A 25,398-nucleotide genomic window follows, 5' to 3' on the forward strand; every position below is an offset into this window, starting at 1 on the left:
CCGCGCGGTCCGGGGAGAAGCGCCGTCCGCCTTCGGCTCCGGCCCAGGTGGGGTGCGCCGAGCGGGCGCGCCCGGCCGGCCGCCGCCGTCCGCTCAGCGGCGCGGAACCGAGGTCGGGCCGAGCACCTGCGCGCCCACCGCGCGCACGCGCTCGCGGAGAGCGCGGTCGGCGGTCACGACCCACGTCGGGGCCCCGGCCCCAGTGGCGACCGACACGATCGTGTCGTCGCCGGAGCCGGGCGCGGACACCACGTCGACCCCGTCCACCGGCTCGACGCCCCGGGCCGCGCCCTCCACGACGAGTACCACCCGCACCGGCCCGGGGACGACGCCCGGCAACCCGGCCGCCGCGACCGGCACCAACGCGTCCCGCAGCCGTACGGCGGCGGCGAACCGATCGCGCCACCATCCGTCCGGCACCGAGCCGACGACGTTGGCGCCGTCGACCACCAGCGTCATCGGAGACTGGTGCGGAACCGAACGCACCGCCGCACGCCGTCACCGAAGTGCCGGCTGAGCGAACGATCGGCGGACCGCCCCCGCACTAGGCTCATTTCTTGGGCAGCTTCGAGAAGTCGATCTTCGGCATGTTGAAGCCGCCCGGCAACGCGTCCGGCTGCTCCGGCGCCTCCTGCGCGGCCGGCAGCGCACCGGGGAACCCGGGCGGAAGAGCACCGGGCATCCCGCCGGGCAGGCCCTGACGCGGCCGGCCACCGCCGCCTCCGCCCTTGCGCCCCTTCTTGCCCTTGCCGCCCTTCTTCGAGCCTCCCCGGCGCATCCCGCCGCCGAACCCGAGCTGGCTGGTCATCTGGCGCATCATCTTGCGCGCCTCGAAGAACCGCTCCACCAGCTGGTTCACGTCGGTGACGGTCGTCCCGGAGCCGTTCGCGATGCGCAGCCGGCGCGACCCGTTGATGATCTTCGGGTCCTGCCGCTCGAGCGGCGTCATCGACCGGATGACCGCAGCGACCCGGTCGAAGTGCTTGTCGTCGAGGTTGTCGAGCTGACCCTTCATCTGGTTCATGCCGGGCAGCATCCCGAGCACGTTGCTGATCGGGCCCATCTTCTTGACCGCGACCATCTGCTCGAGGAAGTCGTCGAGCGTGAAATCGCCCTCGCCGAGCATCTTCTCGCTCATGCGCTGCTGCTGCTCGGCGTCGAAAACGCCTTCGGCCTGCTCGATCAGCGTCAGCATGTCGCCCATGCCGAGGATGCGGGACGCCATCCGGTCGGGGTGGAAGACGTCGAACTCGTCGAGCTTCTCGCCGGACGAGGCGAACATGATCGGCTCGCCGGTCACGTGCCGCACGGACAGCGCGGCCCCACCGCGGGCGTCACCGTCCAGCTTGGTCAGCACCACGCCGTCGAACCCGACGCCGTCCTTGAACGCCTGGGCGGTCGTGACCGCGTCCTGACCGATCATCGCGTCGACGACGAACAGGATCTCGTCCGGATTCACCGCGTCGCGGATCGCCGCGGCCTGCGCCATCATGTCGGCGTCGATACCGAGCCGGCCGGCGGTGTCGACCACCACGATGTCGTGCTGCTGGCGCTTCGCGAACTCGATCGAGTCGCGGGAGACCTTCACCGGGTCGCCGACACCGCTGCCGGGCTCGGGCGCGAACACCTCGACCTCGGCCCGCTGACCGACGACCTGCAGCTGCTGCACCGCGTTCGGGCGCTGCAGGTCGGCCGCGACGAGCAGCGGCGTGTGCCCCTGCTTGCGCAGCCAGAGCGCCAGCTTGCCGGCCAGCGTCGTCTTACCGGCGCCCTGCAGACCGGCCAGCAGGATGACGGTCGGCGGGGTCTTCGCGTACCGCAGCCGGCGCGTCTCGCCACCGAGGATGCCGACGAGCTCCTCGTTGACGATCTTGACGACCTGCTGGGCCGGGTTCAGCGCCTGGTGCACCTCGGAGCCGCGCGCCCGGTTCTTGACCGACTGGACGAACGACTTCACGACCGGTAGCGCGACGTCCGCTTCGAGCAGTGCCACCCGGATTTCCCGCATGGACTTGTCGATATCGGCGTCGGTCAGACGTCCCTTCGACCGAAGCGAAGTGAAGACGGCGGAGAGCCGGTCGGAAAGCGTGTCGAACATCGGTCCTCACGGGGTTTAGCTGGCGGCGACTACAGCCGGGCTGAGATCCTTCCCCTTGAGCGTAGCCGCCCCGTTACCACGTCCGACGCCGACCGAGAGAGTGGCGGCGAGAAGGCACAGCGCCCCGGCCGTGTACCAGGCCGGCGTGTAGGTCCCGAACGTGTCGCGGATCCAGCCCGCACCGCTCGCCATCAGGGCCGCACCGAGCTGGTGGGAGGCGAAGATCCACCCGAAGACGACCGGGGCCTGGGCCCCGAACGTCTGCCGGGCGAGCGCCACGGTCGGCGGCACGGTGGCCACCCAGTCGAGCCCGTAGAACACGATGAACACCAGCATCGAGGGCCCCACGCCGTGCCCCAGCGACGGCAGCAACGCCGGCAGCAGCAACAACGACGCTCCGCGCAGCCCGTAGTACGCCAGCAGGAGCAACCGGGGGTCGTAGCGGTCGGTCAGCCAGCCGGACGCGATCGTCCCGACGATGTCGAAGATCCCGATCACGGCCAGCAGGCCCGCGGCCGCCGTCGTGGGCAGGCCGTGGTCGTGCGCCGCCGGCACCAGGTGGGTCCCCACCAGTCCGTTCGACGACGCTCCGCAGATCGCGAACCCGCCGGCCAACAACCAGAACGTCCCACTCCGGACGCCGAGCGCGAGGCCGTTGAACGCCGAGCGGGCCGCTCCGCCGGTCGGCCGTTCCGGGCTCGGCTCGTCGGTGCCGTACCGGGTCGTCCCGACGTCCTCGGGCGAGTCGCGGAGGAACAGCAGCACCAGCGGCACCACCGCGAGCGCGCAGGCCGAGACGGCCAGGGAGGCGGCACGCCAGCCCTGGGATTCGGCGAGCGCGGCGATCGGCGGCAGGAAGATCAGCTGGCCGGTGGCGCTGCCGGCGGTGAGGATGCCGATGACGAGCCCGCGCCGGGCGACGAACCACCGGTCGGCGACCGACGCGGCGAACACCAGCGCCATCGAGCCGGTGCCGAGCCCGACGAGGACGCCCCAGCAGAGCACGAGCTGCCACCGGGCCGACATCCCGATGGTGGCGGCCGCACCGGTGGCGACCAGCAACAACGCGGTCGCGGTGACCCAGCGGAGCCCGAACTTCTGGATCAGCGCGGCAGCGAACGGCGCGGTGAGGCCGAACAGCACGAGGTTGACCGTGACCGCGAGCGAGATGTCGGCCGTCGACCAGCCGAACTCCTGCTGCAGCGGCAGGATCAGGACGCTCGGCGCGGCCCGGAACGCGGCCGCCCCGATCAGGGCGATGAACGCGACCCCGGCGACCAGCCAGGCGCGGTGGAGCTTGCGCTTCCCGACTACAGCAGTGTTGACCACGGCTTCAGCGTCACCGATGCCCCGGGCTCCGACCAGTGGCCCGTAGGACATCCTGTGCAAGAATTCGGCCATCCAGCCGCTACGCTCCCCCACCCGAAGCCGGAATGAGATTTCCATGCACCGGATCGCTGTGCTCGCACTGGACGACGCCGTTCCGTTCGACCTCGGCATCCCCGGGCAGGTGTTCGGAGCGGCCGAGCGCGACGGACGGAGGCTCTACGGCGTCCACGTCTGCTCGCCGGGGGCCGCACCGATCGAGTCGACGGCCGGGTACACGATCACGCCCCGGTACGGCCTGGAGGAGCTGGAGGTCGTCGACACCGTGCTCATCCCCGGTATCCGGGGGCGGACCGCGGGCACCCGCGAGTTCCCGGCCGAGGCACTCGACGCGATCCGCGCGGCCGCCGCCCGGGGCGCCCGGATCGCGTCGATCTGCACCGGCGCGTTCGTACTCGCCGCCACCGGCCTGCTCGACGGCCGGCGCGCGACCACCCACTGGCTCTGGGCCGACGCGTTCCGGGCCCGGTACCCGCAGGTGACGCTCGACCCCGACGTGCTCTTCATCGACGAGGGCGCGATCGCGACGTCCGCCGGTGTGGCTGCCGGGATCGACCTGTGCCTGCACCTGATCCGGCGCGACTTCGGCAGCGAGGTCGCGAACCATGCCGCCCGCCGGTGCGTCGCACCGCCGTGGCGCGACGGTGGTCAGGCACAGTACGTCGAGCGCCCCATCCCGATCACCTCGGACACCTCGACCGGGCCGACCAGGGCCTGGGCCCTGGAGCACCTGGACGAGCCGCTCGACCTGGCCGCGCTGGCCGCCCACGCCGGGATGAGCGTCCGGACGTTCACCCGGCGGTTCCGGCAGGAGACCGGCCAGAGCCCGGTGCCCTGGCTCACCGCTCTCCGCGTCGACCGGGCCCGGCAGCTCCTCGAGGAGACCGATCTCCCGGTCGATCGCGTCGCCCACCGGGCCGGTTTCGGCACCACCGCATCCCTGCGCCAGCACTTCGCCGGCTCAGTGGGCACGTCTCCCCACGCCTACCGCCGCACGTTCCGCGCCGCTCCCGCGAGCTGAACCCACCGCCGCCGCCGGGCCCGGACCGCACCCCCACCCGGCACGAGTGCGGAGACTAGCTGCCGGCCGCGGCCAGGACGGCCTTGCCGATCTGGTCCAGGCGGGACTCGTCCGGGTCGCTGAGGTAGAACGCGTCGACGACCGCGGAGCCGAACGTGCTCACCCTCGCGCCTCTGACGTCGGTGCCCGCCTCTTCGAGCGCGGCCGTGACGTCGTGCAGCAGACCGCGCCGGTCTTCGGCCCGGAGCTCCAGCACGGTCGCCTCGGCGGACGCGTCGGGCAGCCAGCTGATCTGCGGCGGCACCGGATCGGCACCTTCTCTCGCCTCGGCCTCCCGGCGAGCGAGCGCGGCGGCCACGTCGTAGTTGCCCGCCACGGCCCGGCGCAGGTCGGCCGAGAGCAGCGCGGTGTCGGGCAGCCGGCCGAACCGCGGCGCGGCCCGCAGCACGACGACCGGGTGTCCGTCGAACACCCCGGCGTCGGCGGCGTAGACGTCCAGCCGGTGGATCGCGCAGATGCCCGCGGCCCGGCTCAGCAGCTGTTGCACGCCCTCACCACCGATCACCGAGACCTCGTCGCCGTGCACGGCGACCGAGCATTCGCCCGGCTCCGGCAACGCCGCCGACGCCGCGAACACCTCGAACGGCCGCGGTCTCACGGTCGGCGCCGCGCCCTGGCCGATCAGCACGTGCACTCGCTTGACCAGGTCGTTGATCAGCCCGGCCTTCCAGCTGCTCCAGGCCGCCGGACCGGTCGCGGCCGCGTCCGCCTCGGTCAGCGCGTGCAGGACGTCGAGCAGCACGCCGTCGTTGCGGACGGCCGAAGCCACCACCTCGAGCGTGGCCGGGTCGTCCAGGTCGCGCCGCGTCGCGGTGTCGGGCAGCAGCAGGTGATAGCGGACCAGGCGGACCAGCGCCTCGGCGTCGTCCGCGGACAGCCCGAGGCGGACCGCGATCCCACCGGCGATCCCGGCGCCGACCTCGGAGTGGTCTCCCGGCAGGCCCTTGCCGATGTCGTGCAGCAACGCCCCGATCAACAGCAGGTCGGGACGCGCGACCCGGCGGGCCATCGGTGCCGCGGCGACCGCGGCCGCCACCAGGTGCCGGTCGACCGTGTACCGGTGCAGCGCGTTGCGCTGCGGCAGCGAGCGCACCCGGCCCCACTCCGGCAGCCACTTCTCGACCAGCCCGTGCCGGTCGCAGGCCTCCCACACGCCGATCGCCTGTTCGCCGGCGCCGAGCAGCGCGACGAGCGAGTGCAGCGCGTTTTCCGGCCAGACGTCCGGCAGCGGCGGCACCGAGGCCGCCAGCCGTTCCAGCGCCGACCGGGCCGGTGGCAGGCCGGCCACCGCCGCGGCCGCCGCGAACCGCAGCGGCAGCGCCGGATCCAGTGCCGGGTCGACGCCGCGTGCGAGCACTACCTCGTCGTTCTGCTCCACGACTCCGTCGGCCAGCGGACGCCGGGCCACCGTGTTCCGGCGCCGGATCGGCCAGCGCCGTCGCTTGCTCAGCAGCCCGTCGACCTGCCTCCACGCGGTATCGGTCGCGTACGCGATGGTCCGGGCCGCGTCCGCGACGTCGTGCAGCAGCTCGTCGGCGTCCGCATAGTTCAAAGCGGACGCGACCGCGTCCTGCTCGGCCAGCAGCAGGCGGTCGAGGGCCCGGTCGGCGGACCGGTGCAGTGCGTCGCGGGTGTCCAGCAGCAACCGGTACGCGTCCCGCACGCTGCCGCGGGGAGCATCCACCAGCTGCGCGTAGGCCAGTGCACGGAGGGTCACCGCGTCGCGGATCCCGCCGCGGGCCTCCTTCACATCGGGCTCCAGCAGGAACGCGAGTTCACCGGCGGTGCGCCAGCGCGCTTCGGTCAGCTCCCGCAGCTCGCCCAGCCACCCGGCCGGGCTGGCCCGCCAGGCGGCGCGGACGGTCGCGGCCAGCTCGTCGGCCAGTGCACGGTCCCCCGCCACGTACCTGGCATCGAGCAGGCCGAGCGCCGCCTTCACGTCGCTCCGGGCCACCGTCACCGCCTCGTCGACGGTGCGGACGGCATGGTCGAGACCGACCGTGGAGTCCCAGACCGGATACCAGACCGACTCGGCGATCTCGGAGATCCGGGGATGTCCGGTGTGGAGGAGCACCAGGTCGACGTCGCTGTGGGCGACGACCTCCCGGCGCCCCAGGCTGCCCACGGCGACCAGGGCAACCCCGGCGACCGGCGGCAGCAGACCGCCGAGCCAGCGGTCGAGTTCGTCGGAGATCTGTGCCCGGGGCGGCGGACCGGCGGGCCCCCACGGAGCCTGACGGCCGGCCGGGTCGTTGTTCGACCCGGCCGGCCCGTTCAGGCTTCCGTTCTGCCTGTCAGAGGGCATCGAGTCCGCGCTCGCCGGTACGGACCCGGACCACCTCGTCGACCGACGTGACCCACACCTTGCCGTCACCGATCTTTCCGGTGCGTGCGGCCGCGACCAGCGAGTCCACGACCTTGGCCGCCTCGATGTCGTCGACCAGGATCTCGACCCGGACCTTCGGGACGAAGTCGACCTGGTACTCGGCACCCCGGTAGACCTCGGTGTGGCCCTTCTGCCGTCCGTAGCCCTGGACCTCGGAGACCGTGAGGCCGGCGATGCCCAGCGCGGTGAGGGCGCCCTTGACGTCCTCCAGCTTGAACGGCTTGATGACTGCGGTGACCAGCTTGGCCATCAGGCTCTACTCCTTACCGGCCGGCGCCGCTTCGCGGACGCTGGTCTGGGCGGGCGACGACGACGAGAGCGCCGACCGGACACTGCTGCCCGACACGAAGTCGTAGGCCGACTCGGCGTGGACGCCGGTGTCGATGCCTTCGACCTCGGTCTCCTCGTCCACTCGGAAGCCCATCGTCTTGTCGATGATGAAGCCGATGATGTACGTGAGGACGAACGAGTAGGCGAGGACCGAGAACGCCGCGACCGCCTGCTTGCCGAGCTGGGTGAAGCCGCCGCCGTAGAACAGGCCGTTGGCGCCGCCGGTTACGGTCTCGGTGGCGAGCAGACCGATGATCAGCGAACCGAACAGGCCACCGACCAGGTGGACGCCGACCACGTCGAGCGAGTCGTCGAAGCCGAGGCGGTACTTCAGGCCCACGGCAAGGGCACAGATCCCACCGGCGAGGACACCGAGGATGAGCGCACCGACCGGGTTGACCGCACCGGCGGCCGGAGTGATCGCGACCAGACCGGCCACCGCACCGGACGCCGCACCCAGCGTCGTCGCGTGCTTGTCGCGGATCTTCTCGACGATCAGCCAGCCGGCGAGCGCGGAAGCGGTCGCGACCTGGGTGTTCATGAACGCGACGCCGGCGAGGTTGTTCGCCGCCACGGCCGAACCGGCGTTGAAGCCGAACCAGCCGAACCACAGGATGCCCGCACCGAGCAGCACCAGCGGCAGGTTGTGCGGCTTGAACGACTCCTTCGGCCAGCCCTTACGCTTGCCGAGCACCAGCGCCAGGGCCAAACCCGCGGCTCCGGCGTTGATGTGGACGGCGGTTCCACCGGCGAAGTCGAGCGCGCCGAGCTGGTTGGCGATCCAGCCGCCCTTGGCGGTGTCGCTGTCGAAGGCGAACACCCAGTGAGCGACCGGGAAGTAGACGAGCGTCGCCCAGACACCGGCGAAGACCATCCACGCGCCGAACTTGGCCCGGTCGGCGATCGCACCGGAGATCAGCGCGACCGTGATGATCGCGAACATCAGCTGGAAGGCCGAGAAGATCGATTCGGGGAGGGCGCCGGGAACGTCGGTGATGACGCCCTTCAGGCCGATCTTGCCCAGGCCACCGACGAGACCGCCGAACGCGTCGTCGTCGAAGGCGAGGGAGTAACCGTAGGCGACCCAGAGGATCGTGACCACGGCGATCGAGCCGAAGCTCATCATGATCATGTTGAGCACGGACTTGGCTCGGGTCATGCCGCCGTAGAAGAACGCGAGGCCGGGCGTCATGAACAGCACGAGAGCGCTGGCCGCGAGCAGCCACGCAGCGTTCGCACTGGCGGCAGCGGCTTCGACCGCCTTCTGGAGCTCTTCCATGCCCCTCCTTCCGAGGAAACTGATGTGGGGGTCACTGCAGGGGGTGGAGGGCCGGTAGCCCTCTCGTCTGCGTCGGGGCCAGCGTGCTGCGATGACGTTTCGACGGCCGTTCAGTCGAGTTTCCGGCTCGTGACGCTGTGTTTCTCGGCAGTTAACTCTTCCCGGCGTGCATTTCCCGTCGCGACGCGCTGACCTGCAGAAATCCGTACTATCCCGGGCATGACGCCCAGAAGCCGGGAACTGGAGCCGCCTTGCCGGAGTTAAGTGGAACCCAGCCGCCGATCGTCCTCGTCGGGTCCGACGGCCTCGCGGCCCGACTCGTCGAAGACCTCGGCCGGCTCGAGGACGTCGCCACCGGGCGGAGTTCGCGCACCACCCGCAGTAGTGGTCCGGACGCACTTTCGACGGGCTGGGTGACGGTCGTCGTCGAGGACGACGACGGCCCGTTCGTCGCTCACATGCGCCGCGCCGGTGCGCGGATCCTCGTCGGATCCGGCCGCGACAAGGCCGTGCTGGAGGCGGCCGGGGTCGGGTCCGCCGCCGCGCTGGTCCTGCTCTACGACGAGGACGCCGCCAATCTGCACGCCGCGCTCTCCGGACGCGAGCTCAGCGGCACGATCCGGCTGGTCATCCGGATGTCCGACGAGAAGCTGGCGGCTCGCGTCGAGGCACTGTTCCGGCCGAACTGCTCGGTGCTGTCCTCGTCGCTGATCGCCGCGCCGTCGTTCGTGGACGCCGCTCTCGGCGACGGGCAGCAGTTGATCGACGTCGGCGGCCGGACGCTCAACGCGGGCCCGCCCGACACGGTCGCCGGGCCGCCGCTGGTCGTCCTGGCCCGGCCCGACCGGTCCGAGCCGGAGGGCACCGAGCTGCTGCCCGGCCGCGACGTACCCGACGCCGAGCTGGTGCTCGGCGCCCCGGCCGTGGAGGTGGTCCCGCCGAACCGCCGGCGCCTGTCGATGCGCTGGCCCGACGGCGTCACCCAGTGGGCCAGCGGCCGTCTGCGGTGGGCGCTCGCCGGGCTGTCGGCCCTGCTGGTGGCCGGCACCGTGGTGCTGCACCGCGGCCTGGGGCTGGGCTGGCTCGACGCGTTCTACAGCATGGTCTCGACGCTGACGACCGGCGCACCGGACGGCGCCGAGGAGGCCGGTACCGCGGTGACGCTGTTCACGGCCGGTTCGATGCTCGCCGGGGTCGTGCTGATCGCGCTGATCACCGCGTTCGCCGTGGACGACCTGCTGGGTAGCCGGCTGTCCGGCGCGCTCGGGCCGTCGGTCGGCACGATGTCCGGCCACGTCGTCGTGTGCGGGCTGGGCACGATCGGGCTGCAGATGGTCGAGCAGCTCCGGACGTCGGGCGTGCCGGTCGTCGGCATCGACACCTCACCGGACGCCTCGGTCGCCGGGGTCGCCCGCCGGCTGGGCGTGCCGATCGTGCGGGGTGACGCCAGCGACGAGCACACGCTGCTCGCGGCGCGGGTCGGCAGGGCCCGCAGCGTCATCGCGGCCACCGACGACGACACGGCCAACGTCGCGGTGGCGCTGGCCGTCTGGGCGCTCGACCAGGACCTGCGGATCGTGATCCGGCTGTTCGATCAGGACCTGTCCGACCGGATCACCGGTGCGCTACCGCAGGCGGTCTCGCTCTCGGTCTCCGCGGCGGCGGCGCCGGTGTTCCTGGCCGCGATGCTCGGCCGCGAGGTGAAAGCCGCGATCGGGCACGGACGGCGGGTGCTGCTCGTCGCCGAGGTCCCGGTCGGCGCGGGCAGCCGGGCCGACGGCGAGCCGCTGAGCGAGCTGGAGGTGGGCGGACGGGTCCGGGTGTTCGCGCACGAGCGGGACGTCGGGCGGTCGCGGCCGGGGAGGAACAGCAGCGGGAGGACCCGGGTACTGACCTGGAGCCCGCAGCCCGACACGGAGATCGGCGCCGGCGACACCGTGCTCCTGGTGGCGACCCGTTCGGGGCTGGCCGAGGTGCTCCTGCGGACCGGCGCGGTGACGCAGTCCCCGGTGCGGGAGCCGGAGGAACCGGAGCCGGTGGGACGGGAACCGAGGAACGGCGCTCCGGCCGGACGCCGGTTCGGTCCGGTGCCGGGCCGGCTGGCCGGTCGATGGCGGTCCGGGCGTGTCAGTACGGCGACACGTTGGAGCCAGTTGTCGGTGGTGCGTGCGATCCTCGGTCGTCAGGAGGCCCGGAACGATGATCGCCGGGCCGGCGACGCAGCGGAGGCCCCCGATGAACGACCTCGCGGCGCCCGGTGACACGTGGGGCATCCCCGGCCCCACGTTCCTGTTCGGTTTGGCCGTCCTCGGCATCGCGGCGATCGCGATGGTGTTCCTGGTACGCCGCACGATCACGCGGGGGCCGGCCGGCGCCGGGGTCCGCCCGCAGTCCGACCCGTTCGCGCTGGCGTTCCTCGCCGGCGGCGTGAACCGGGTCGTCGAGGCGGCGATCGCCGGTCTGCGCGCTCGCGGGCTCGTCGCCGCGGCCCCGGGCGTGGGCGTCGTGGTCAGCAATACGTTGACCGGTGGCCTGCACCCGATCGAGGTCGCCGTCCACCGCGCGATCGCCCGCGGCGGCAGCCGGGTGTGGACGATCGCCAAAGACTCCGATGTGACCACGGCGCTCGCTCCGTTACGTACCCGCCTGGAGTTGGACGGTCTGTTGCTGTCCGCCTCGCAGCGGAGCCTGTTCCGCCTCGCCGGGCTGATCCCGGCTCCGGTGATCGCGCTCGGGGTGCTGCGGGCGATCGCCGGCACCGCCAACGGCAAGCCGATCAGCAACCTCGTGTTCCTGCTGGTCTTCCTCGGTTTCGCCCAGCTGTTCCTGTTGCGTAAGCCGGTGCCGGCGAGCGTACGGGCGGTGCGCGAGACCATGCGCGCGGAGTCGTCCCGGCACTCGCACCTGCAGCCCTCGTACCACCCGTCCTGGGGTGCGTACGGGGCGGGCGGCGCCGCGATGGGCGTCGCACTGTTCGGCACCGCGTCGCTGCTCGCCGCCGACCCGGCCTTCGCCGCCGAGGCCGAGATCCGCCGGCAGGCCGCGGGCGCCACCGGGTCCGGAGACATGACCACCGCCGACACGTCGTGCAGCAGTTCGTCGTCGTGTTCGAGCAGTTCCAGCTGTGGTGGAGGGTCGAGCTGCGGGGGTGGCGGCGGATGCGGGGGCTGAGCTTTCCGTCCGCGTCCGGCCTGGTGGCCGCCCCGGGTGACACCTGGGGGATCTCGGGCCCGACGTTCCTGCTCGGGTACGGGACCCTGGCGGTCGCGGCGATCGTGCTGACGGTCGCGATCCGCCACGCGATCGTGCGGGGTTCCGGGTCGGCGGCGCCGGTGGCCGATCCGTTCGCGCTGGCCTACCTGGCCGGTGGGCCGGCCCGCGTGGTGCAGGCCGCGGTCTCCGGGCTCCGCGCCCGCAAACTGGTCGACGCGGCCAAGCGTGGCGGTGTCGCGGCCACCGGCCGGGACACCAAGGATCTGCATCCGATCGAGAGCGCGGTCCGCCGTGCGGTCAGCGCGGGCAATCGGCACGTCGGCCGGCTGACCGAAGACCGCCGGGTGCGGTCCGCGATCGATAAGGTCCACCGCGAGCTGGCCGGCGCGGGCCTGGTCCTGACCGGCTCCCAGCAGACGAGGTACCGCGCCGCCGGGCTGGTCCTGCTTCCGGTGTTCCTGCTCGGTCTGGCCCGCTACTGGGTCGGCCTCGATCGGGGTAAGCCGGTCTTCTACCTCGGGCTGATGCTCCTCGGCGTGGTGATCGCCGGGGCCTGGTTCGTCCTTCGCCGTCCCCCGGTGCGCACCGGCGCCGGTGGCACGGCCGTGCGCGAGGCGACCAGGCAGCACGAGCACCTCGACCCGAAGCTCTCGCCGTCCTGGGCCGCGTACGGCGCGGGCGGGGCCGCGATGGGCGTCGCGCTCTGGGGTACCGCGTCGCTGATGGCCGCCGACCCGGCGTTCGCGGCCGAGGCCGAGCTGAACAAAGTTGCGGCCGGTACGGGCTGGTCCGGCAGCAACACCGGCGGAGACAGCGGCACGGCGTCGTGTTCGGGCGGCTCCGGCTGCGGTGGAGGATCGGGCTGCGGGGGCGGCGGCGGATGTGGTGGCTGATCGGCTGTCTGGTCCTGTTCGGCGTCGCCGTCGTGGCTGCGCTGCTGATCCGGCATTCCCTCGTCCGTGGTCCGGGCGTCCGCGCCGAACCGCTGGGTGACCCGTTCGAGCTGGCCTACCTCGCGGGTGGCCCCGGCCGGGCGGTGCAGGCCGCGGTCGCCGGCCTGCGGGCCCGGAAGCTGCTCGGTGCGGCCGGGAACGGCGGCATGGTCGTCCGCGGTAAGTTGCGACGGGCGTCCGCGGCGCTGGGTCCGCTGGAGAACGCGGTCCACCGGGCCGTCTCCGACGGCGCGCGCTACGTCGGGCCGCTGGTCGCGGACTCGGGTGTGAAGCCGGAGATCGCCGCGATCCGGCGCTCGCTGGTGTCGTCCGGACTACTGGTGACCGACCTCGGGAGGAACTGGTACCGGGCGACCGCGCTGCTCCTGATGCCGGTGTTCGTGGTGGGTCTGCTCGGCTGGTCGGCCGACGGTGGGTGGCTCCCGTGGGTCGTTCTCGAACTCGCGGTGATCGCGCTGATGGTCTGGTTCTTCGCCCGGTCGGCGCCCGTCCGCACGAAGGCGGGCTCGGCGCTGCTGCGTGAGGCCGTCAGCCGCAACGAGCACCTGGATCCGCGGCTGGAACCGGCCTGGTCGGCGTATGGCGCGAGCGGGGCCAGCCTCGGTCTGGCACTGTTCGGAGCAGCCGCGTTCTACGCGGCCGACCCGTCGTTCGCCGCCGCGGCCAAGGTCGGCGAGGTGCCGGCCGGGGTCCCGCGCGGGTCGGAATGGTCCGACATGCGCGCCGACGGCGGCCCGAGCCATTCGTGTTCGAGCTGCGGTGGCGGGCACGGCTGTGGTGGAGGGTGTGGTGGGCTGTGACACGTGAGCTTCCCGACCTCGGGGTCGGCGTCGGATGGCGTCCGGAGATCGCCGGGATCGTCGCCGAGTTGCCGGGGTTGCGGTTCTGCGAGGTCGTCGCGGAGGGGATCCATACCCACGGGCCGCTCTCCGGCCCGCTGGCCGGTCTGCGCGAGCGCGGGGTCACGGTGGTGCCGCACGGCGTCCGGCTCTCCCTCGGTGGGGCCGAGCCCGTTTCGGCCGAGCGTGTTCAGCACCTGGCCGAATGCGCCCGGCTTCTGGACGCTCCGCTGGTGAGCGAACACCTCGCGTTCGTGCGGGCCGGTGAGGTGGAGGCCGGGCACCTGCTGCCGGTGCCCCGTACCCGCGCCGCGGTGCACGCGCTGGCCGCGAACTACGTTTTGACCCGGGGGGCGCTCGGTGACGTGCCGCTGGCGCTGGAGCCGATCGCGGCGCTGTTCGACTGGCCGGACGACGAGTACGACGAGGCCGATTTCCTGAACGCGGTGCTCGACGAGACCGGCGCGCTCCTGCTGCTCGACATCGCGAACGTCTACGCGAACGCGCGGAACCGGGAGCAGGACCCGGTGGCGTTGCTCGACCGGTTGCCGCTCGACCGGGTCGCGTACGTGCACGTCGCCGGTGGGCGTGAGCACGAGGGGCTGTACCACGACACCCACACGGACGCGGTGCCCGCGGAGGTGCTCGACCTGGTGACCGCGCTCGCGGAGCGGGTGTCGCCGGCCGGTTGGCTGCTGGAACGCGACGGCGACTACCCGCCAGCCGACGTGCTGCGAGGCGAACTCGCCGCAATCACGTCCGCCGTAGCCGCCGGCACCGCCGCGGGCACGGGCGCCGCAGGCGCGGGCGCCGCGGGCGCCGCAGGCGTGGGCACGGCAGGCGCGGGCGCCGCAGGCGCGGGCACGGCAGGCGCGGGCACGGCAGGCACGGGCGCCGCAGGCGCGGGCACGGCGGGCGTCGGCGCGGCCGGCGCCCGATGACCGCACCGGGGCCGGGCGCGCACCCCAACCCGAGCCTGGCGCAGCCGCCGAGCGGCGACGCTGCGCCGGGGCCTGGGGCCGGGCCACACAGCGAGCCTGCGCCGGGCGGCGGAGCCGCGCCGGGCGGTGGAGCGGCGGCGGGCGGTGGAGCGGCGGCGGGCGGTGGGGCGGTGGCGGAGTTGGCGGCGGCTCAGGCGGCGCTGGTGGCGGCACTCGTGGCGGGCGGCCCACTACCGGCCGGATTCGACTCGCGGCGCGTGGACGCTGCCCGCCGGGCGCTGCTGCGCAAGCGAGCAGGCGAGGTCGCCAAAGCCTGGCCACTCCTGGCGGGCGGCCTGGGCCCCGACTACCTGCCGCGCTTCACCCAGTGGGCCGGCGGACGCCCCCCGGCGGGCTCCCACGCCGACGGGCTCGCGTTCGCCCAGGCCGTGCGCGACGCAGGCGATCTACCGCCGATCGCCGCCGAAGAACTCTCGGCCCGCGAGTCCCGAAAGCCCGCCCGCCGCTGGTTCCGACGCCGTCAGCCCCCGCCGCCGTAGCCGCCGCCCCGCCCCCGCCGTAGCCCCCGCCGCCGTAGCCGCCGCCCCGCCCCCGCCGTAGCCCCCGCCCTGTAGCCGTCGCCACCGCCGTCGTCGCCACCGCCGTCGTCGCCGTCGCCACCGCTGCCGCCGCTGCCACCGTCGCCTCCGCCACCGCCGCCACCACCGTCGTCGCCACCGCTGCCACCGTCGCTGCCGCCGTCGCCACCGCCGCCACCGTCGCTGCCGGCACCGCCACCGCTGCCGCCGTCGCCGTCGCCGTCGTTGCCGCCGCCGTCATGGTCCAAAACGAGAGCCCACCCAACGGCCCTCAGCACCGCCGCAGTGGCTCTAAACCTGGAGCCCGCCCAGGGCGGCGCTGACATCCGCGCCACTCGACGCCGCGTACACCTTCGTACTCAAGTCGTGTGGCGCAGCTGTCAGCATCGTCCTGGGCGGGCCGCCCACTCAGCGAAGAGCGTGCTCTAGCAGGTGGCGTTCGTGGTCGATCAGCCTCAGGTCTCGCACCGGGCGCTTGAGGTGGCCCTTCTGCACGATCCGCACGAACGCCGGTTCGCCGGCCTCGGCCATGCGGCGGATGCCCTCGATGTGGTCGACGATCCGCGTCCTTATCGTGCGCACCAGCCGCGCCCGGTCTCGCGGCGTCAGCCCGTACGCGTCCGCGAACAGCCGGAGCCGCCGGGGCCGGTCGGGGTGCCGCCAGCCGAGCGTCCGCGAGTCGCGGTCGGAGAACAACGGCACCCACGTCCACGCCGAGTACGCGACGTCGTAGATCCGCGCCCCCGGCGACGAGAGATCGAAGTCGATCATCGCCAGCGTGCCGTCCGGCCGCCAGACGACGTTGTGCGGCGCCGCGTCGTGGTGGCAGATCACCTCGGTGTCGGGCGGCGGCGGCCCGAACGAGCGCCAGCGCGTGCCGGGCGGCGGGACGAACCCGGCCTGGGCGTCGTGGAAGAGGCGCAGCATCGTCGCGACGGTGACCAGCGCCTCGTCCGTCGTCCAGTGCGGCTTGAGCGGGTACTCACCGGTCTCGCCGTCGAGGTAGGAGAGAACCTCGCGGCCTTTCTCGTCGATGCCGAAAGCGCGGGGTGCACCGGTGAACCCCACGGCCTCGAGGTGACGCAGCAACGCGTGGACCGCAGGGGTCCACGGCCCGGATGTCCGGCGGACCGTGTCTCCGACCCGAACGACCGTGCTGACGCTGCCGCCCTCGAGCGGGACCTCCTGTTGGGTCACGCTGCCTCGCCGAGAAGCGCGTCGACGAACGCGGCCGGCTCGAACGGGGCCAGGTCGTCCGGCCCCTCGCCCAGCCCGATCAGCTTCACCGGAATACCCAGCTCGCGCTGGACGGCGATGACGATGCCGCCCTTCGCGGTGCCGTCGAGCTTGGTCAGCACGACGCCGGTCACGTCGACGACGGACGTGAACACCCGGGCCTGGAGCAGCCCGTTCTGACCGGTGGTGGCGTCGAGCACGAGCAGGGTCTCGTCAACCGGACCCTGCTTCTCGATCACCCGCTTGACTTTGCCGAGCTCATCCATGAGACCCACCTTGTTCTGCAACCGGCCAGCGGTGTCTACGAGCACGGTATCCACCTTCGCCGCAATTCCCTGCCGAACCGCATCGAACGCCACCGAAGCGGGGTCGGCGCCCTCGGGACCGCGCACGGTCTCGGCACCCACCCGCTCGCCCCAGGTCTGCAGCTGATCGGCCGCCGCGGCCCGGAACGTGTCGGCCGCGCCGAGCAGCACCGTGCGTCCGTCGGCGACCAGTACCCGTGCGACCTTTCCGCAGGTCGTGGTCTTACCGACCCCGTTGACGCCGACCATCAGCAGCACCGCGGGACGCTCGTCGTGCGGCGCCGTGTGCAGCGTCCGGTCCATCGACGGGTCGATCGCGGTGACCAGCTCTTCGGTCAGGAGCCGGCGCAGGTCGTCGGGGGTACGGGTGCCCAGTACCCGGGTGCGTTCGCGCAGCCGCTCGACGATCTCGGTCGTCGCGGCCACCCCGACGTCGGCCGTGAGCAGGGCGTCCTCGACCTCTTCCCAGTCGTCCTCGTCGAGATGATCGCGGGAGAGCAGGGTCAGCAGGCCGCGGCCGAGTGCGTTCTGGGACCGGGAGAGGCGGGATCGCAGTCTGACCAGCCGGCCGGCGGTCGGCTCCGGGACATCGAGGGCCGGCGGAGCCGAAGGCTCGACGACGGGGGCTTCCTCGACCGGAGCCGGAGCGGGCGGGGTCAGCGTGCCGGTGCCGCCTGACACCTCGTCGGCCACCTCGCCCGGGGTCACCGGCGGCAGGTCGATGCGTCCGCGGCGACGCGGAACCAGCAGCCCGATGCCCGCGCCGATCAGGACGACGAGCAGGACTGCTCCGAGGATCAGGTACTCCATGACACGAATCCTGTCAGACCCGTGCTTCCTTCGTCGTCGTGGCTCCACAGCAAACCCGCGTACGGCGCGCCTGGCGCTCACCCGTCGGTCATCCGTCGGATGCGGGCATGCAGGATGATGGACAAATGGCTGAGCTCGAACTGGGTCCGGTGCTACGGCACGTCACCGAGACCAGCGTCACCGTCTGGGTGGAAACCGACGCAGCCTGTGAGGTCGACGTGCTCGGCCGCACGGCCCGCACGTTCCAGGTGCACGGTCACCACTACGCGTTGGTGGTGGTCGACGGCCTGGAGCCGGGCACTCAGAAGCAGTACGAGGTGAAGCTCGACGAGGTGGTCGTGTGGCCGTTGCCGGGCGCCGACTACCCGCCGTCGATACTGCGGACGCTGGCCCCCGACCGGCCGCAGCGGCTGATCTTCGGCTCCTGCCGGCACGCCACCCCGGACGCGCTGGAGCAGCTCGGCTACGAGCCGGACGCGCTCGACACGTACTCGCAGCGGATGGCCACCCAGGAGCCCGACCGCTGGCCGGACGCCGTCCTGCTGCTCGGCGACCAGGTGTACGCCGACAACACCTCACCGAAGACGCAGGAGTACATCAAGTCGCGCCGGCCGGTCGACGTTCCGCCGTTCCTCGAGGTCTCCGACTACGAGGAGTACACGGCGCTCTACTCCGAATCCTGGAGCGACCCCGACATCCGCTGGCTGCTCGCGAACGTGCCCAGCGCGATGATCTTCGACGACCACGACGTCCGGGACGACTGGAACACCTCGTACGAGTGGCGGCGTGACATCGAGGCCACGTCCTGGTGGCGCGACCGCATCATCGGCGGGCTCACCAGCTACTGGGTCTACCAGCATTTAGGGAATCTCTCCCCCGCCGACCTCGAGACCGACTCGATGTGGCTCGCGGTCCGGGCCGCCGGTGACGCCGGTGTCGACGCCGCCCCGCTGCTGGAGAGGCTCGCCGCGACCGCGGACGCCGAGGTCGACGGAGACCAGGACGCCGCAGGCATGCGCTGGAGCTACACGATCGACTACGGGCGCACCCGGCTCGTCGTCGTCGACACCCGCTGCGGCCGGGTGCTGACCGAGACCGAGCGGACGATGATCAGCGACGCCGAGTTCGCGTGGCTGGCCGAGCAGGTCGACGGCGACTACGACCACCTGCTGATCGCGTCCTCGCTGCCCTGGCTGCTGCCGTGGGCGATCCACCACGTCGAGAACTGGAACGAAGCGATCTGCGCGGGCACCCGCGGGCCGCGGATGGCCAAGCTCGGTGAACTCGTGCGCCGCGCGGCCGACCTGGAGCACTGGGGCGCGTTCGCGGAGTCGTTCGAACGGCTCGGAACGTTGCTGGCCGAGGTGTCGCGGGGTGAGCGCGGGCCGAAGCCGGCGAGCATCAGCGTGCTCTCCGGCGACGTGCACCACGCGTACGTGGCGAAGGCGTCGTTCGACCCACCGGGATCGGTGCCGGTGTACCAGCTCGTCGTCTCGCCGGTGCACCAGACCGTGCCCCAGGCGATCAAGATCGGCTTCACGATCGGCTGGAGCCGGACGGCGGCCGCGATCGCACGGCCGCTGGCCCGCTGGGCCAAGGTCAAGAAATCCGCGGTGCGGTGGGACCGGCTCGCCGGTCCGTTCTACGGCAACGAGCTCGGCACCCTGGTGATCGACGGCCGGGTGGCGAGGTTCAGTCTCGAACGCGCACTGCGGACGCCCGGCAGCGCGCCGCGCCTGGCCACGGTGAACCAGACACCGCTGGCCTGGCGCGACAGCACCACCGCCGAGCCGCTCGCGCCGTTCCCCGCCAGGGCCCAGCTCAGCTGACGTCCAGCACGTTCGCAGCCGAACAATTCCGCCGTCGGGCGGCCGAATGACCCCGCCGCCCGGCGGGGTCATTCTTGTCCTACCGGCGGGCACGAGAGCCCCGACGCAGACGGAGGAGGCAGTCATGAGCTACGGAACCGAGACCTACGAGGAGTCCGGGTCGGCCGGGAACGACTACTACTGCTACGAGAACGGCTGCTACTAACGCGTCAAGCGGTAACCGCATCCTTCAGGCGCTGGCTGATCACCTGCGTGATCCCGTCGCCCCGCATCGACACCCCGTACAGCGCGTCCGCGATCTCCATCGTCCGCTTCTGGTGCGTGATGATGATGAGCTGGCTGGACTCCTGGAGTTGCTCCAGTAGCGTGATCAACCGCCCCAGGTTCGTGTCGTCGAGCGCCGCCTCGACCTCGTCCATCACGTAGAACGGCGAAGGCCGGGCCCGGAAGATCGCCACCAGCAGCGCCACCGCGGTCAGCGACCGCTCGCCGCCCGAGAGCAGCGACAGCCGCTTGACCTTCTTGCCCGGCGGCCGCGCCTCCACCTCGATACCGGTCGTGAGCAGGTCCTCCGGATCGGTGAGGAAGATCCGCCCCTCCCCGCCCGGGAACAGCGTCCGGAACACGATCTCGAACTCGCGCTGGGTGTCTTCGAACGCCGACTTGAACACCTCGAGGATCCGGTCGTCGACCTCCTTGACGACCAGCAGCAGGTCGCGCCGGGTGTCTTTCAGGTCCTCGAGCTGCGTCGACAGGAACTTGAACCGCTCCTCCAGAGCCGCGAACTCCTCCAGTGCGAGCGGGTTGACCTTGCCCAGCAACTGCAGATCGCGTTCGGCCTTCGCAGCCCTCTTCTCCTGCGTCGGCCGGTGGTACGGCAGCGCGGCCGGAGGCGGCTCCCCGTTCTTCTCCGCCTCCGCGATCTCGGCCTGGGTCGGCGGCACCGGCATCTGCGGCCCGTACTCGTTCGCCAGCGTCTCGACGTCGATCGCGAAGTCGTCGGCGGCCTTCGATTCGAGCTGCTCGATCCGCATCCGCTGCTCGGCGCGGGCCACTTCGTCGCGGTGCATCGCGTCGGTGAGCCGGTCCATCTCGGCGGCCAGCTCGCGCACCCGGGCCCGGACGCCGGTCAGTTCGGCCTCCCGGGCCACCCGGGCCTCGGCGACCGCGTCGCGCTCGTCCGCCGCGGCAACCAGCGACGTCTCGATGCGGGTCAGGGCAACTCGTGCGCCACCCGACACGGCCCGCGCTACGGACGCACCCCGGGCCCGGGAAGCCCGGGCCGCCGCGGCTCGCGCCTGCGCGGCCCGTTCCGACGCCGCAGCCCGCTCCAGCGACTCGGCCCGGCCGGCCAGCGACCGTACCCGTTCCTCGGCGGTGCGGACCGCGAGCCGCACTTCCATCTCGTTCTGCCTGGCCTGGCTCGCCAGCGCGTTGAACTCGTCCCGCTCGTCGGTCGACGGCTCGTCGTCCAGCGGAGTCTCCTCGGCGGCCACCAGCCGATCCTCCAGCGCGGCCAGACCCTCCAGGTCCTTGTCTCGCGCCTCCTCGGCCCGCTGGCGTCCCTGGGCCAGCCGGTCGGCCTCGCCGCGGGCCGACCGGGCCGCCGCCGCCAGCTCGGCGATCCGGCGCGCGGCCTGGTGCCGGGCTCCCTCCGCCTCTTTCTGGGCGGCCGCCACGACCCGCACGGTCTCCTTGCGGGACTCGGACTCGGCCCGGGCGGCGTCGAGCTGGGCGCGGAGCCGCTCGCCCCGGCGCTCGGCCTCGGCCCGGTGGTCCCGGGCGTCGTCGACGGCGGCCTGGATCTCCAGCGCGCTCTGCGCCCTGGCGGCGCCTCCGGCCGCTTCGACCGCACCGACGACGTCGCCCTCCGGCGTGATCGCCCGGACGGCCGGTTCGCGGGAAATCAGCGCGCGGGCGACGTCCAGAGAAGGAACGAACGCGACCTGGTGGAGCACCCGCCGGAGCGTGGGTCGCAGGTCGTCGGCGACCTTGACCAGGTCGACCGCCCAGCGGGAGCCGTCCGGCAGCATCGGCCAGGGACCGTCGGTGTCGTCCGGGCCGGAGGCGACCAGCAGCGTCGCCCGTCCGGCGTCGGCCGAGCGCAACCACTCGATCGCGTCCGCGGCGCTGTGGACCGAGGCGACCGCGACCGCGTCGGCGAGCGCGCCGAGCGCGGCGGCGAGCGCGGCCTCGTAGCCGGTTTCGACGCTCAGCAGCCCGGCCACGCTGCCGAGCAGCCCGGGTACGTGCTCACCTGCGGCGAGCAGCGCACCGGCGCCGTCCTTACGCGCCAGACCGAGCGCGAGCGCTTCCTGCCTGGCCTTCCATTCGGACGCCTCGCGCTCGGCGACGCGCTCGGACTGGGTGAGCTCGCGGACCCTGGCCTCGGCCGCTTCCAGCTCCTCGCGGGCAGCGGCGTGCCGGGCGAACAGGTCGGTGTCGCCCTCGTCGAGCCCGTCGGCGGCCTCCTGGGCGACGTCCAACTCGCTCTGGGCCTCGTCGGCGCGCCCGCGGGCCTCACCGAGGGAGGCCGACAGGCGGGAGATCTCGTCTTCGGCGGCGGTCGCGCGCGTCCGCAGCGCGTTGACCTGGCCGGTGAGACGGGCGAGGCCCTCGCGCCGGTCGGCGACCGCCTTCATCGCGGCGACGTGAGCCCGCTCGGCGTCGTAGGCGCGGCGCTCGTACTCCGTGCGGGCCTCGCTGGCCTCGGCCAACCGGTCCTGGTCGGCCTCCAGGGTCTCGGTGAGCGCCTCGTGCTGCTCGCGGACGACCGCGGCCTCGCGCTCCAGCGCGTCGGGATCGCGGGTCGGGCGGCTCTCCTCCGGCTCGGCCGAGAGGTAGCGCAACCGCTCGTCGGCCAGCTGGGCCAGGCCGCGGAAACGCTCCTGCAATGCCGACAGCCGGTACCAGGTGTCTTGGGCGCGGGCCAGCACCGGTGCGGCGGCGGCCATCTCGGCGTCGAGCTGGGCCTCGCGGGCCCGGTCGGCCTCGAGACCGGCGTCGACCTGGGTGCGGCGGGCGCGGACCGCGGCCTCGTCGGCGACGTCCTGCTCGAGCGACGTGCGCAGCGTCACCAGGTCGTCGGCGAGCAGGCGGAGCCGGGAATCGCGGAGCGCCGACTGCACGCCGGCCGCGCGGCGGGCAACCTCGGCCTGACGGCCCAGCGGTTTGAGCTGACGTCGCAGCTCAGCGGTGAGGTCCGTGAGGCGGGTGAGGTTGGCCTGCATGGCGTCGAGCTTCCGGAGCGCTTTTTCCTTGCGCTTGCGGTGCTTCAGGACGCCGGCGGCTTCCTCGATGAACCCGCGGCGGTCTTCCGGACGCGACTGCAGCACGCTGTCGAGCTGCCCCTGGCCGACGATGACGTGCATCTCGCGGCCGATACCGGAGTCGGAGAGCAACTCCTGGATGTCGAGCAGGCGGCACGCGTCGCCGTTGATCTCGTACTCGGAGTCGCCGGTCCGGAACAGGCGCCGGGTGATCGAGACCTCGGTGTACTCGATCGGCAGAGCACCGTCGTGGTTGTCGATCGTCAGCGTGACCTCGGCCCGGCCGAGCGGCGCGCGGCCCGCGGTGCCGGCGAAGATGACGTCTTCCATCTTGCCGCCACGCAGCGCCTTCGCACCCTGCTCACCGAGCACCCACGAGATGCCGTCGACGACGTTCGACTTACCCGAGCCGTTCGGCCCGACGACGCACGTGATGCCCGGCTCGAAACGCAGGGTCGTCGACGAAGCGAAGGACTTGAAGCCCCTCAGCGTGAGGCTCTTGAGGTGCACGATTCTCCGGCGGCGCGGGTGGGGGAAGGTTTTCCGTGACCATACCTTCCCCACCAGCGACTACCCGCGCGGATGGGTTCGTGTCGGGACGGGCCGGTGCGGCGGCCGTCCGTGAATTCCCAGCTAGGTGGCCGGGTCAGACGGGCTGGTGCTCCAGCTCAGCCACCCGGCTCAGCTCCGAATCGCGGTCGGAGAGTTCGGCCGCGAGCCGGTCGTTCTCGGCGCGGAGTCGAGCTACCTCGAACTCCAGCGTCCGTACCGACCCGCGCAGCCGCACAACCTCGTCGCGAAGTCGACCGTCGGCAACATTGCCGATGTGGCCGAAAAGGGCCTTAGCCATTGGTGTCTCCTCGTATGGGCGTTCGAACGCCGTGTTTATGGTGACCCGTGGACGCGCGAAACACCGACCCTCGGCGCGAGACCGGCCCCGACTAACGGGCTGGTCATCGCAGGGCCGGTACGTGACGGGCGGCGGTTAACCCGTGATCACGCAGTCCACTTAAATGGTCCGCAAAGAAGCTTACGGGCTCACACGCCATAGGTCACGCCGGGCGTGGGGATGGAGTCCGCCACATTTAGAGATACCCCAGGTTTCGTGCCGGAAACGTCAGGCTCAGCGCTCGGCGAATCCTGACAGGCCTCCCTTCGCGGTGCTAAATCGGTCGATAACCTGATCGACCATGCCCGGGGTCCCGCCACCGCGCAGCAGCCCCAGCAGCGCGTCGCAGTCCGCCCGCGAGCCCTCGGCGACGACCTCGACCCGTCCGTCGGACGCGTTCCGGGCCCAGCCGGCCAGGCCGAGTTCCAGCGCGCGGCTGCGCGTCCACCACCGGAAGCCCACTCCCTGAACTCGTCCACGAATCCAGGCGGTCAGTCGAACCGGTTCGGTCGACGATGCGTTCTCGGGTTGACGCGGTACGCCACGATCGGACGTCTGACCCGGGTTCGCGGGAGTGGTCACGGGGGCCAACTCTAACCGCGCATTAAACCGAGCTTGTGGTTGCTCCGTGGGCCTGGTGCGGTGCCGTGTGCCGTTCTTAGGCTCGCGGCCGATGGAGCACCAACGGAGCAGTTACCGACCGCGCCACCGGAAGGCCGACAAAGTTGGCCCGACGCCGTGGCGAGCCGCCGGTGGGCGCGGACGCACCCGCGAGCGGGCCGGATTCAGCACGAAGAGCGTGATCGGCCTCGTCGTGCTCGCCGCCGTCGCGATCGGGGCGCTGATTCCCGTGTACCTCGGGCGCGCCGGAGCTGACACGTTGGAGACCGCGAGCGGTGCACCGATCCGGTCCGATGCGCTGGCCCGCGAGTCGGTGGACGCCGCGACCAGCGCGGACACCGGATCGTCCGGCAACGACACCGCGAGCCGGGCCAAGCGTCCGGCCGTGAAGGCGCCAGGGGCCAGCCCTGCGGCACCGGCACCGTCGAGCACGTCGTCGGAGGCCGCCGCGCCCAGCGGCGAGGAGTCCGCGGACGACGCGGACACCGACCCGAGCGACGACGGGACCCCCCAGGCGCTGGCCAAGCCGGGCGCGATCACCGAGGCCGACGCGGTCGTCGATCTGGTGAACACCGCCCGCGCCGAGGCCGGGTGCGACCCGGTGCACAGCGATCCGCGGCTCACCACGGCGGCGCTGGAGCACAGCGAGGACATGATCGCCCGCGACTACTTCTCCCACAACACGCCGGAGAACCTGTCGCCCTGGGACCGCGCGAAAGCCGCCGGGTACTCGGTGCCCACCGGGGAGAACATCGCGCTCGGGCAGAAGACCGCTGAGGCCGTGATGGACGCCTGGATGAACAGCGAGGGCCACAAGGCCAACATCCTCAACTGCCAGTCGAAGGCCATCGGGGTCGGGCTCGCGCTGGACGGCTCCGGAACGGCCTACTGGACCCAAATGTTCGGCGCCTCGTAGTGGGCGGCCCGCCCTGGGCGGGCTCCAGCTCAGAACTCGGGGACAGCCTCAGGCCTTGGGTCGGCTGAGTAGTGCGGTGACTCGGCTCTGGAGTTCTCGGGGGCTGAACGGCTTGACGATGTAGTCGTCGGCACCGACGTCGAACCCGACCTCGATGTCGGACTCCTGACCCCGGGCGGTGAGCAGGATGACCGGGATCGCCTGGGTCACGGCGTCGGCGCGCAGCTCACGACACACGTCCAGGCCCGACATACCCGGCATGGCGACGTCCAGCACGATGATGTCGGGGACCGCCCGGCGCGCCTCGGTGAGCGCGGCGGCGCCGTCGGTAGCGGTGATCATCTCGTGCCCGGACGAGCCCAGCTTGAACGCCACCAGGTCGAGGATGTCTCGGTCGTCGTCCGCTACCAGGATGGTGCTCATACCCGATAAAAACACA

General features: G+C 72.3%; 22 protein-coding genes and 1 pseudogene. 10 read left to right on the forward strand and 13 right to left on the reverse strand.

The features are described from left to right. Positions 1-93: 93 nt before the first annotated feature. From ACIBZJ_RS26135 to ACIBZJ_RS26145, 3 genes are all read right to left on the reverse strand, one after another. Positions 94-459, reverse strand: a complete 366-nt coding sequence (locus ACIBZJ_RS26135; protein WP_395933921.1) for an NTP pyrophosphohydrolase — start codon at positions 457-459, stop codon at positions 94-96. 91 nt (positions 460-550) lie between these two features. Then, positions 551-2,098, reverse strand: coding sequence for a signal recognition particle protein (gene ffh / locus ACIBZJ_RS26140; RefSeq protein ID WP_395933923.1), 1,548 nt, complete (start codon positions 2,096-2,098; stop codon positions 551-553). A 15-nt stretch (positions 2,099-2,113) separates the two neighbouring features. Beyond that, entirely contained in the window at positions 2,114-3,478 is a 1,365-nt protein-coding gene (locus ACIBZJ_RS26145; protein WP_395933925.1) for an MFS transporter, read from the reverse strand. 64 nt (positions 3,479-3,542) lie between these two features. Between ACIBZJ_RS26145 and ACIBZJ_RS26150 the strand changes: the two genes are divergently transcribed. Then, positions 3,543-4,505 carry a GlxA family transcriptional regulator gene (locus tag ACIBZJ_RS26150; protein WP_395933927.1) on the forward strand — a complete coding sequence of 321 codons (963 nt, stop codon included), beginning with the start codon at positions 3,543-3,545 and terminating at the stop codon, positions 4,503-4,505. A 55-nt stretch (positions 4,506-4,560) separates the two neighbouring features. On the opposite strand, the gene ACIBZJ_RS26155 is transcribed toward ACIBZJ_RS26150, so the two are convergent. From ACIBZJ_RS26155 to ACIBZJ_RS26165, 3 genes are read right to left on the reverse strand one after another with little or no spacing between them, the layout of a single operon-like run. Then, positions 4,561-6,870 carry a [protein-PII] uridylyltransferase gene (locus ACIBZJ_RS26155; RefSeq protein ID WP_395933929.1) on the reverse strand — a complete coding sequence of 770 codons (2,310 nt, stop codon included), beginning with the start codon at positions 6,868-6,870 and terminating at the stop codon, positions 4,561-4,563. After that, positions 6,860-7,201 (reverse strand): P-II family nitrogen regulator, encoded by a 342-nt coding sequence (locus ACIBZJ_RS26160; RefSeq protein WP_395933931.1) that lies wholly within the window; start codon positions 7,199-7,201, stop codon positions 6,860-6,862. The genes ACIBZJ_RS26155 and ACIBZJ_RS26160 overlap by 11 nt, the downstream gene beginning before the upstream one ends. A 6-nt stretch (positions 7,202-7,207) precedes the next feature. Further along, entirely contained in the window at positions 7,208-8,560 is a 1,353-nt protein-coding gene (locus tag ACIBZJ_RS26165; RefSeq protein ID WP_395933933.1) for an ammonium transporter, read from the reverse strand. A 251-nt stretch (positions 8,561-8,811) separates the two neighbouring features. On the opposite strand from ACIBZJ_RS26165, the gene ACIBZJ_RS26170 reads away from it, so the two are divergent. The 6 genes and pseudogenes from ACIBZJ_RS26170 (at position 8,812) to ACIBZJ_RS26195 (ending at position 15,045) form a co-directional block, all read left to right on the forward strand. Further along, positions 8,812-10,821: an NAD-binding protein gene (locus tag ACIBZJ_RS26170; RefSeq protein WP_395933935.1), complete on the forward strand. Its 2,010-nt coding sequence runs from the start codon at positions 8,812-8,814 to the stop codon at positions 10,819-10,821. Next, positions 10,796-11,731 (forward strand): TIGR04222 domain-containing membrane protein, encoded by a 936-nt coding sequence (locus ACIBZJ_RS26175; protein WP_395933937.1) that lies wholly within the window; start codon positions 10,796-10,798, stop codon positions 11,729-11,731. Before ACIBZJ_RS26170 ends, ACIBZJ_RS26175 begins: the two co-directional genes overlap by 26 nt. Then, positions 11,647-12,666 carry a TIGR04222 domain-containing membrane protein gene (locus ACIBZJ_RS26180; protein WP_395933939.1) on the forward strand — a complete coding sequence of 340 codons (1,020 nt, stop codon included), beginning with the start codon at positions 11,647-11,649 and terminating at the stop codon, positions 12,664-12,666. Before ACIBZJ_RS26175 ends, ACIBZJ_RS26180 begins: the two co-directional genes overlap by 85 nt. Then, the gene (locus tag ACIBZJ_RS26185; protein ID WP_395933941.1) at positions 12,654-13,526 is read left to right on the forward strand and encodes a TIGR04222 domain-containing membrane protein; all 873 of its coding nucleotides are present in this window, start codon (positions 12,654-12,656) and stop codon (positions 13,524-13,526) included. Before ACIBZJ_RS26180 ends, ACIBZJ_RS26185 begins: the two co-directional genes overlap by 13 nt. After that, positions 13,523-14,326: pseudogene (locus ACIBZJ_RS26190) on the forward strand (DUF692 domain-containing protein); the annotation flags it as partial. The gene ACIBZJ_RS26185 and the pseudogene ACIBZJ_RS26190, both read left to right, overlap by 4 nt. 350 nt (positions 14,327-14,676) lie before the next feature. Beyond that, positions 14,677-15,045, forward strand: a complete 369-nt coding sequence (locus ACIBZJ_RS26195; protein ID WP_395933943.1) for a hypothetical protein — start codon at positions 14,677-14,679, stop codon at positions 15,043-15,045. On the opposite strand, the gene ACIBZJ_RS26200 is transcribed toward ACIBZJ_RS26195, so the two are convergent. From ACIBZJ_RS26200 to ftsY, 3 genes are all read right to left on the reverse strand, one after another. Beyond that, a complete protein-coding gene (locus ACIBZJ_RS26200) occupies positions 15,027-15,332 on the reverse strand; it encodes a hypothetical protein (protein ID WP_395933945.1) in 306 nt (101 codons plus the stop codon). The two genes, ACIBZJ_RS26195 and ACIBZJ_RS26200, sit on opposite strands and share 19 nt — an antisense overlap. Before the next feature lie 160 nt (positions 15,333-15,492). Continuing rightward, complete coding sequence (locus ACIBZJ_RS26205; protein WP_395933947.1) at positions 15,493-16,281, reverse strand: phosphotransferase; 789 nt, start codon at positions 16,279-16,281, stop codon at positions 15,493-15,495. Beyond that, positions 16,278-17,435 carry a signal recognition particle-docking protein FtsY gene (gene ftsY / locus ACIBZJ_RS26210; protein WP_395933949.1) on the reverse strand — a complete coding sequence of 386 codons (1,158 nt, stop codon included), beginning with the start codon at positions 17,433-17,435 and terminating at the stop codon, positions 16,278-16,280. The genes ACIBZJ_RS26205 and ftsY overlap by 4 nt, the downstream gene beginning before the upstream one ends. A gap of 125 nt (positions 17,436-17,560) precedes the next feature. Between ftsY and ACIBZJ_RS26215 the strand changes: the two genes are divergently transcribed. Next, entirely contained in the window at positions 17,561-19,264 is a 1,704-nt protein-coding gene (locus tag ACIBZJ_RS26215; RefSeq protein ID WP_395933951.1) for an alkaline phosphatase D family protein, read from the forward strand. Between the two features lie 46 nt (positions 19,265-19,310). Then, complete coding sequence (locus ACIBZJ_RS26220; protein ID WP_395933953.1) at positions 19,311-19,469, forward strand: hypothetical protein; 159 nt, start codon at positions 19,311-19,313, stop codon at positions 19,467-19,469. 4 nt (positions 19,470-19,473) lie between these two features. On the opposite strand, the gene smc is transcribed toward ACIBZJ_RS26220, so the two are convergent. The 3 genes from smc to ACIBZJ_RS26235 all read right to left on the reverse strand — a co-directional run bounded on the left by smc (position 19,474) and on the right by ACIBZJ_RS26235 (position 24,004). Beyond that, on the reverse strand, positions 19,474-23,043 hold the full coding sequence (gene smc / locus ACIBZJ_RS26225) for a chromosome segregation protein SMC (protein WP_395933955.1): 3,570 nt from the start codon (positions 23,041-23,043) through the stop codon (positions 19,474-19,476). A 136-nt stretch (positions 23,044-23,179) separates the two neighbouring features. Continuing rightward, positions 23,180-23,383, reverse strand: a complete 204-nt coding sequence (locus tag ACIBZJ_RS26230) for a hypothetical protein (RefSeq protein ID WP_395933957.1) — start codon at positions 23,381-23,383, stop codon at positions 23,180-23,182. A 273-nt stretch (positions 23,384-23,656) separates the two neighbouring features. Beyond that, positions 23,657-24,004 (reverse strand): acylphosphatase, encoded by a 348-nt coding sequence (locus ACIBZJ_RS26235; RefSeq protein ID WP_395933959.1) that lies wholly within the window; start codon positions 24,002-24,004, stop codon positions 23,657-23,659. 91 nt (positions 24,005-24,095) lie between these two features. On the opposite strand from ACIBZJ_RS26235, the gene ACIBZJ_RS26240 reads away from it, so the two are divergent. Continuing rightward, positions 24,096-24,959 carry a CAP domain-containing protein gene (locus ACIBZJ_RS26240; RefSeq protein WP_395933961.1) on the forward strand — a complete coding sequence of 288 codons (864 nt, stop codon included), beginning with the start codon at positions 24,096-24,098 and terminating at the stop codon, positions 24,957-24,959. A gap of 48 nt (positions 24,960-25,007) precedes the next feature. On the opposite strand, the gene ACIBZJ_RS26245 is transcribed toward ACIBZJ_RS26240, so the two are convergent. Beyond that, positions 25,008-25,382 (reverse strand): response regulator transcription factor, encoded by a 375-nt coding sequence (locus tag ACIBZJ_RS26245; RefSeq protein WP_395933963.1) that lies wholly within the window; start codon positions 25,380-25,382, stop codon positions 25,008-25,010. Between the last annotated feature and the right edge of the window lie 16 nt (positions 25,383-25,398).

The sequence above is a fragment of the Cryptosporangium sp. NPDC051539 genome, from assembly GCF_044454545.1.
In the GTDB taxonomy this organism is placed as follows: domain Bacteria; phylum Actinomycetota; class Actinomycetes; order Mycobacteriales; family Cryptosporangiaceae; genus Cryptosporangium.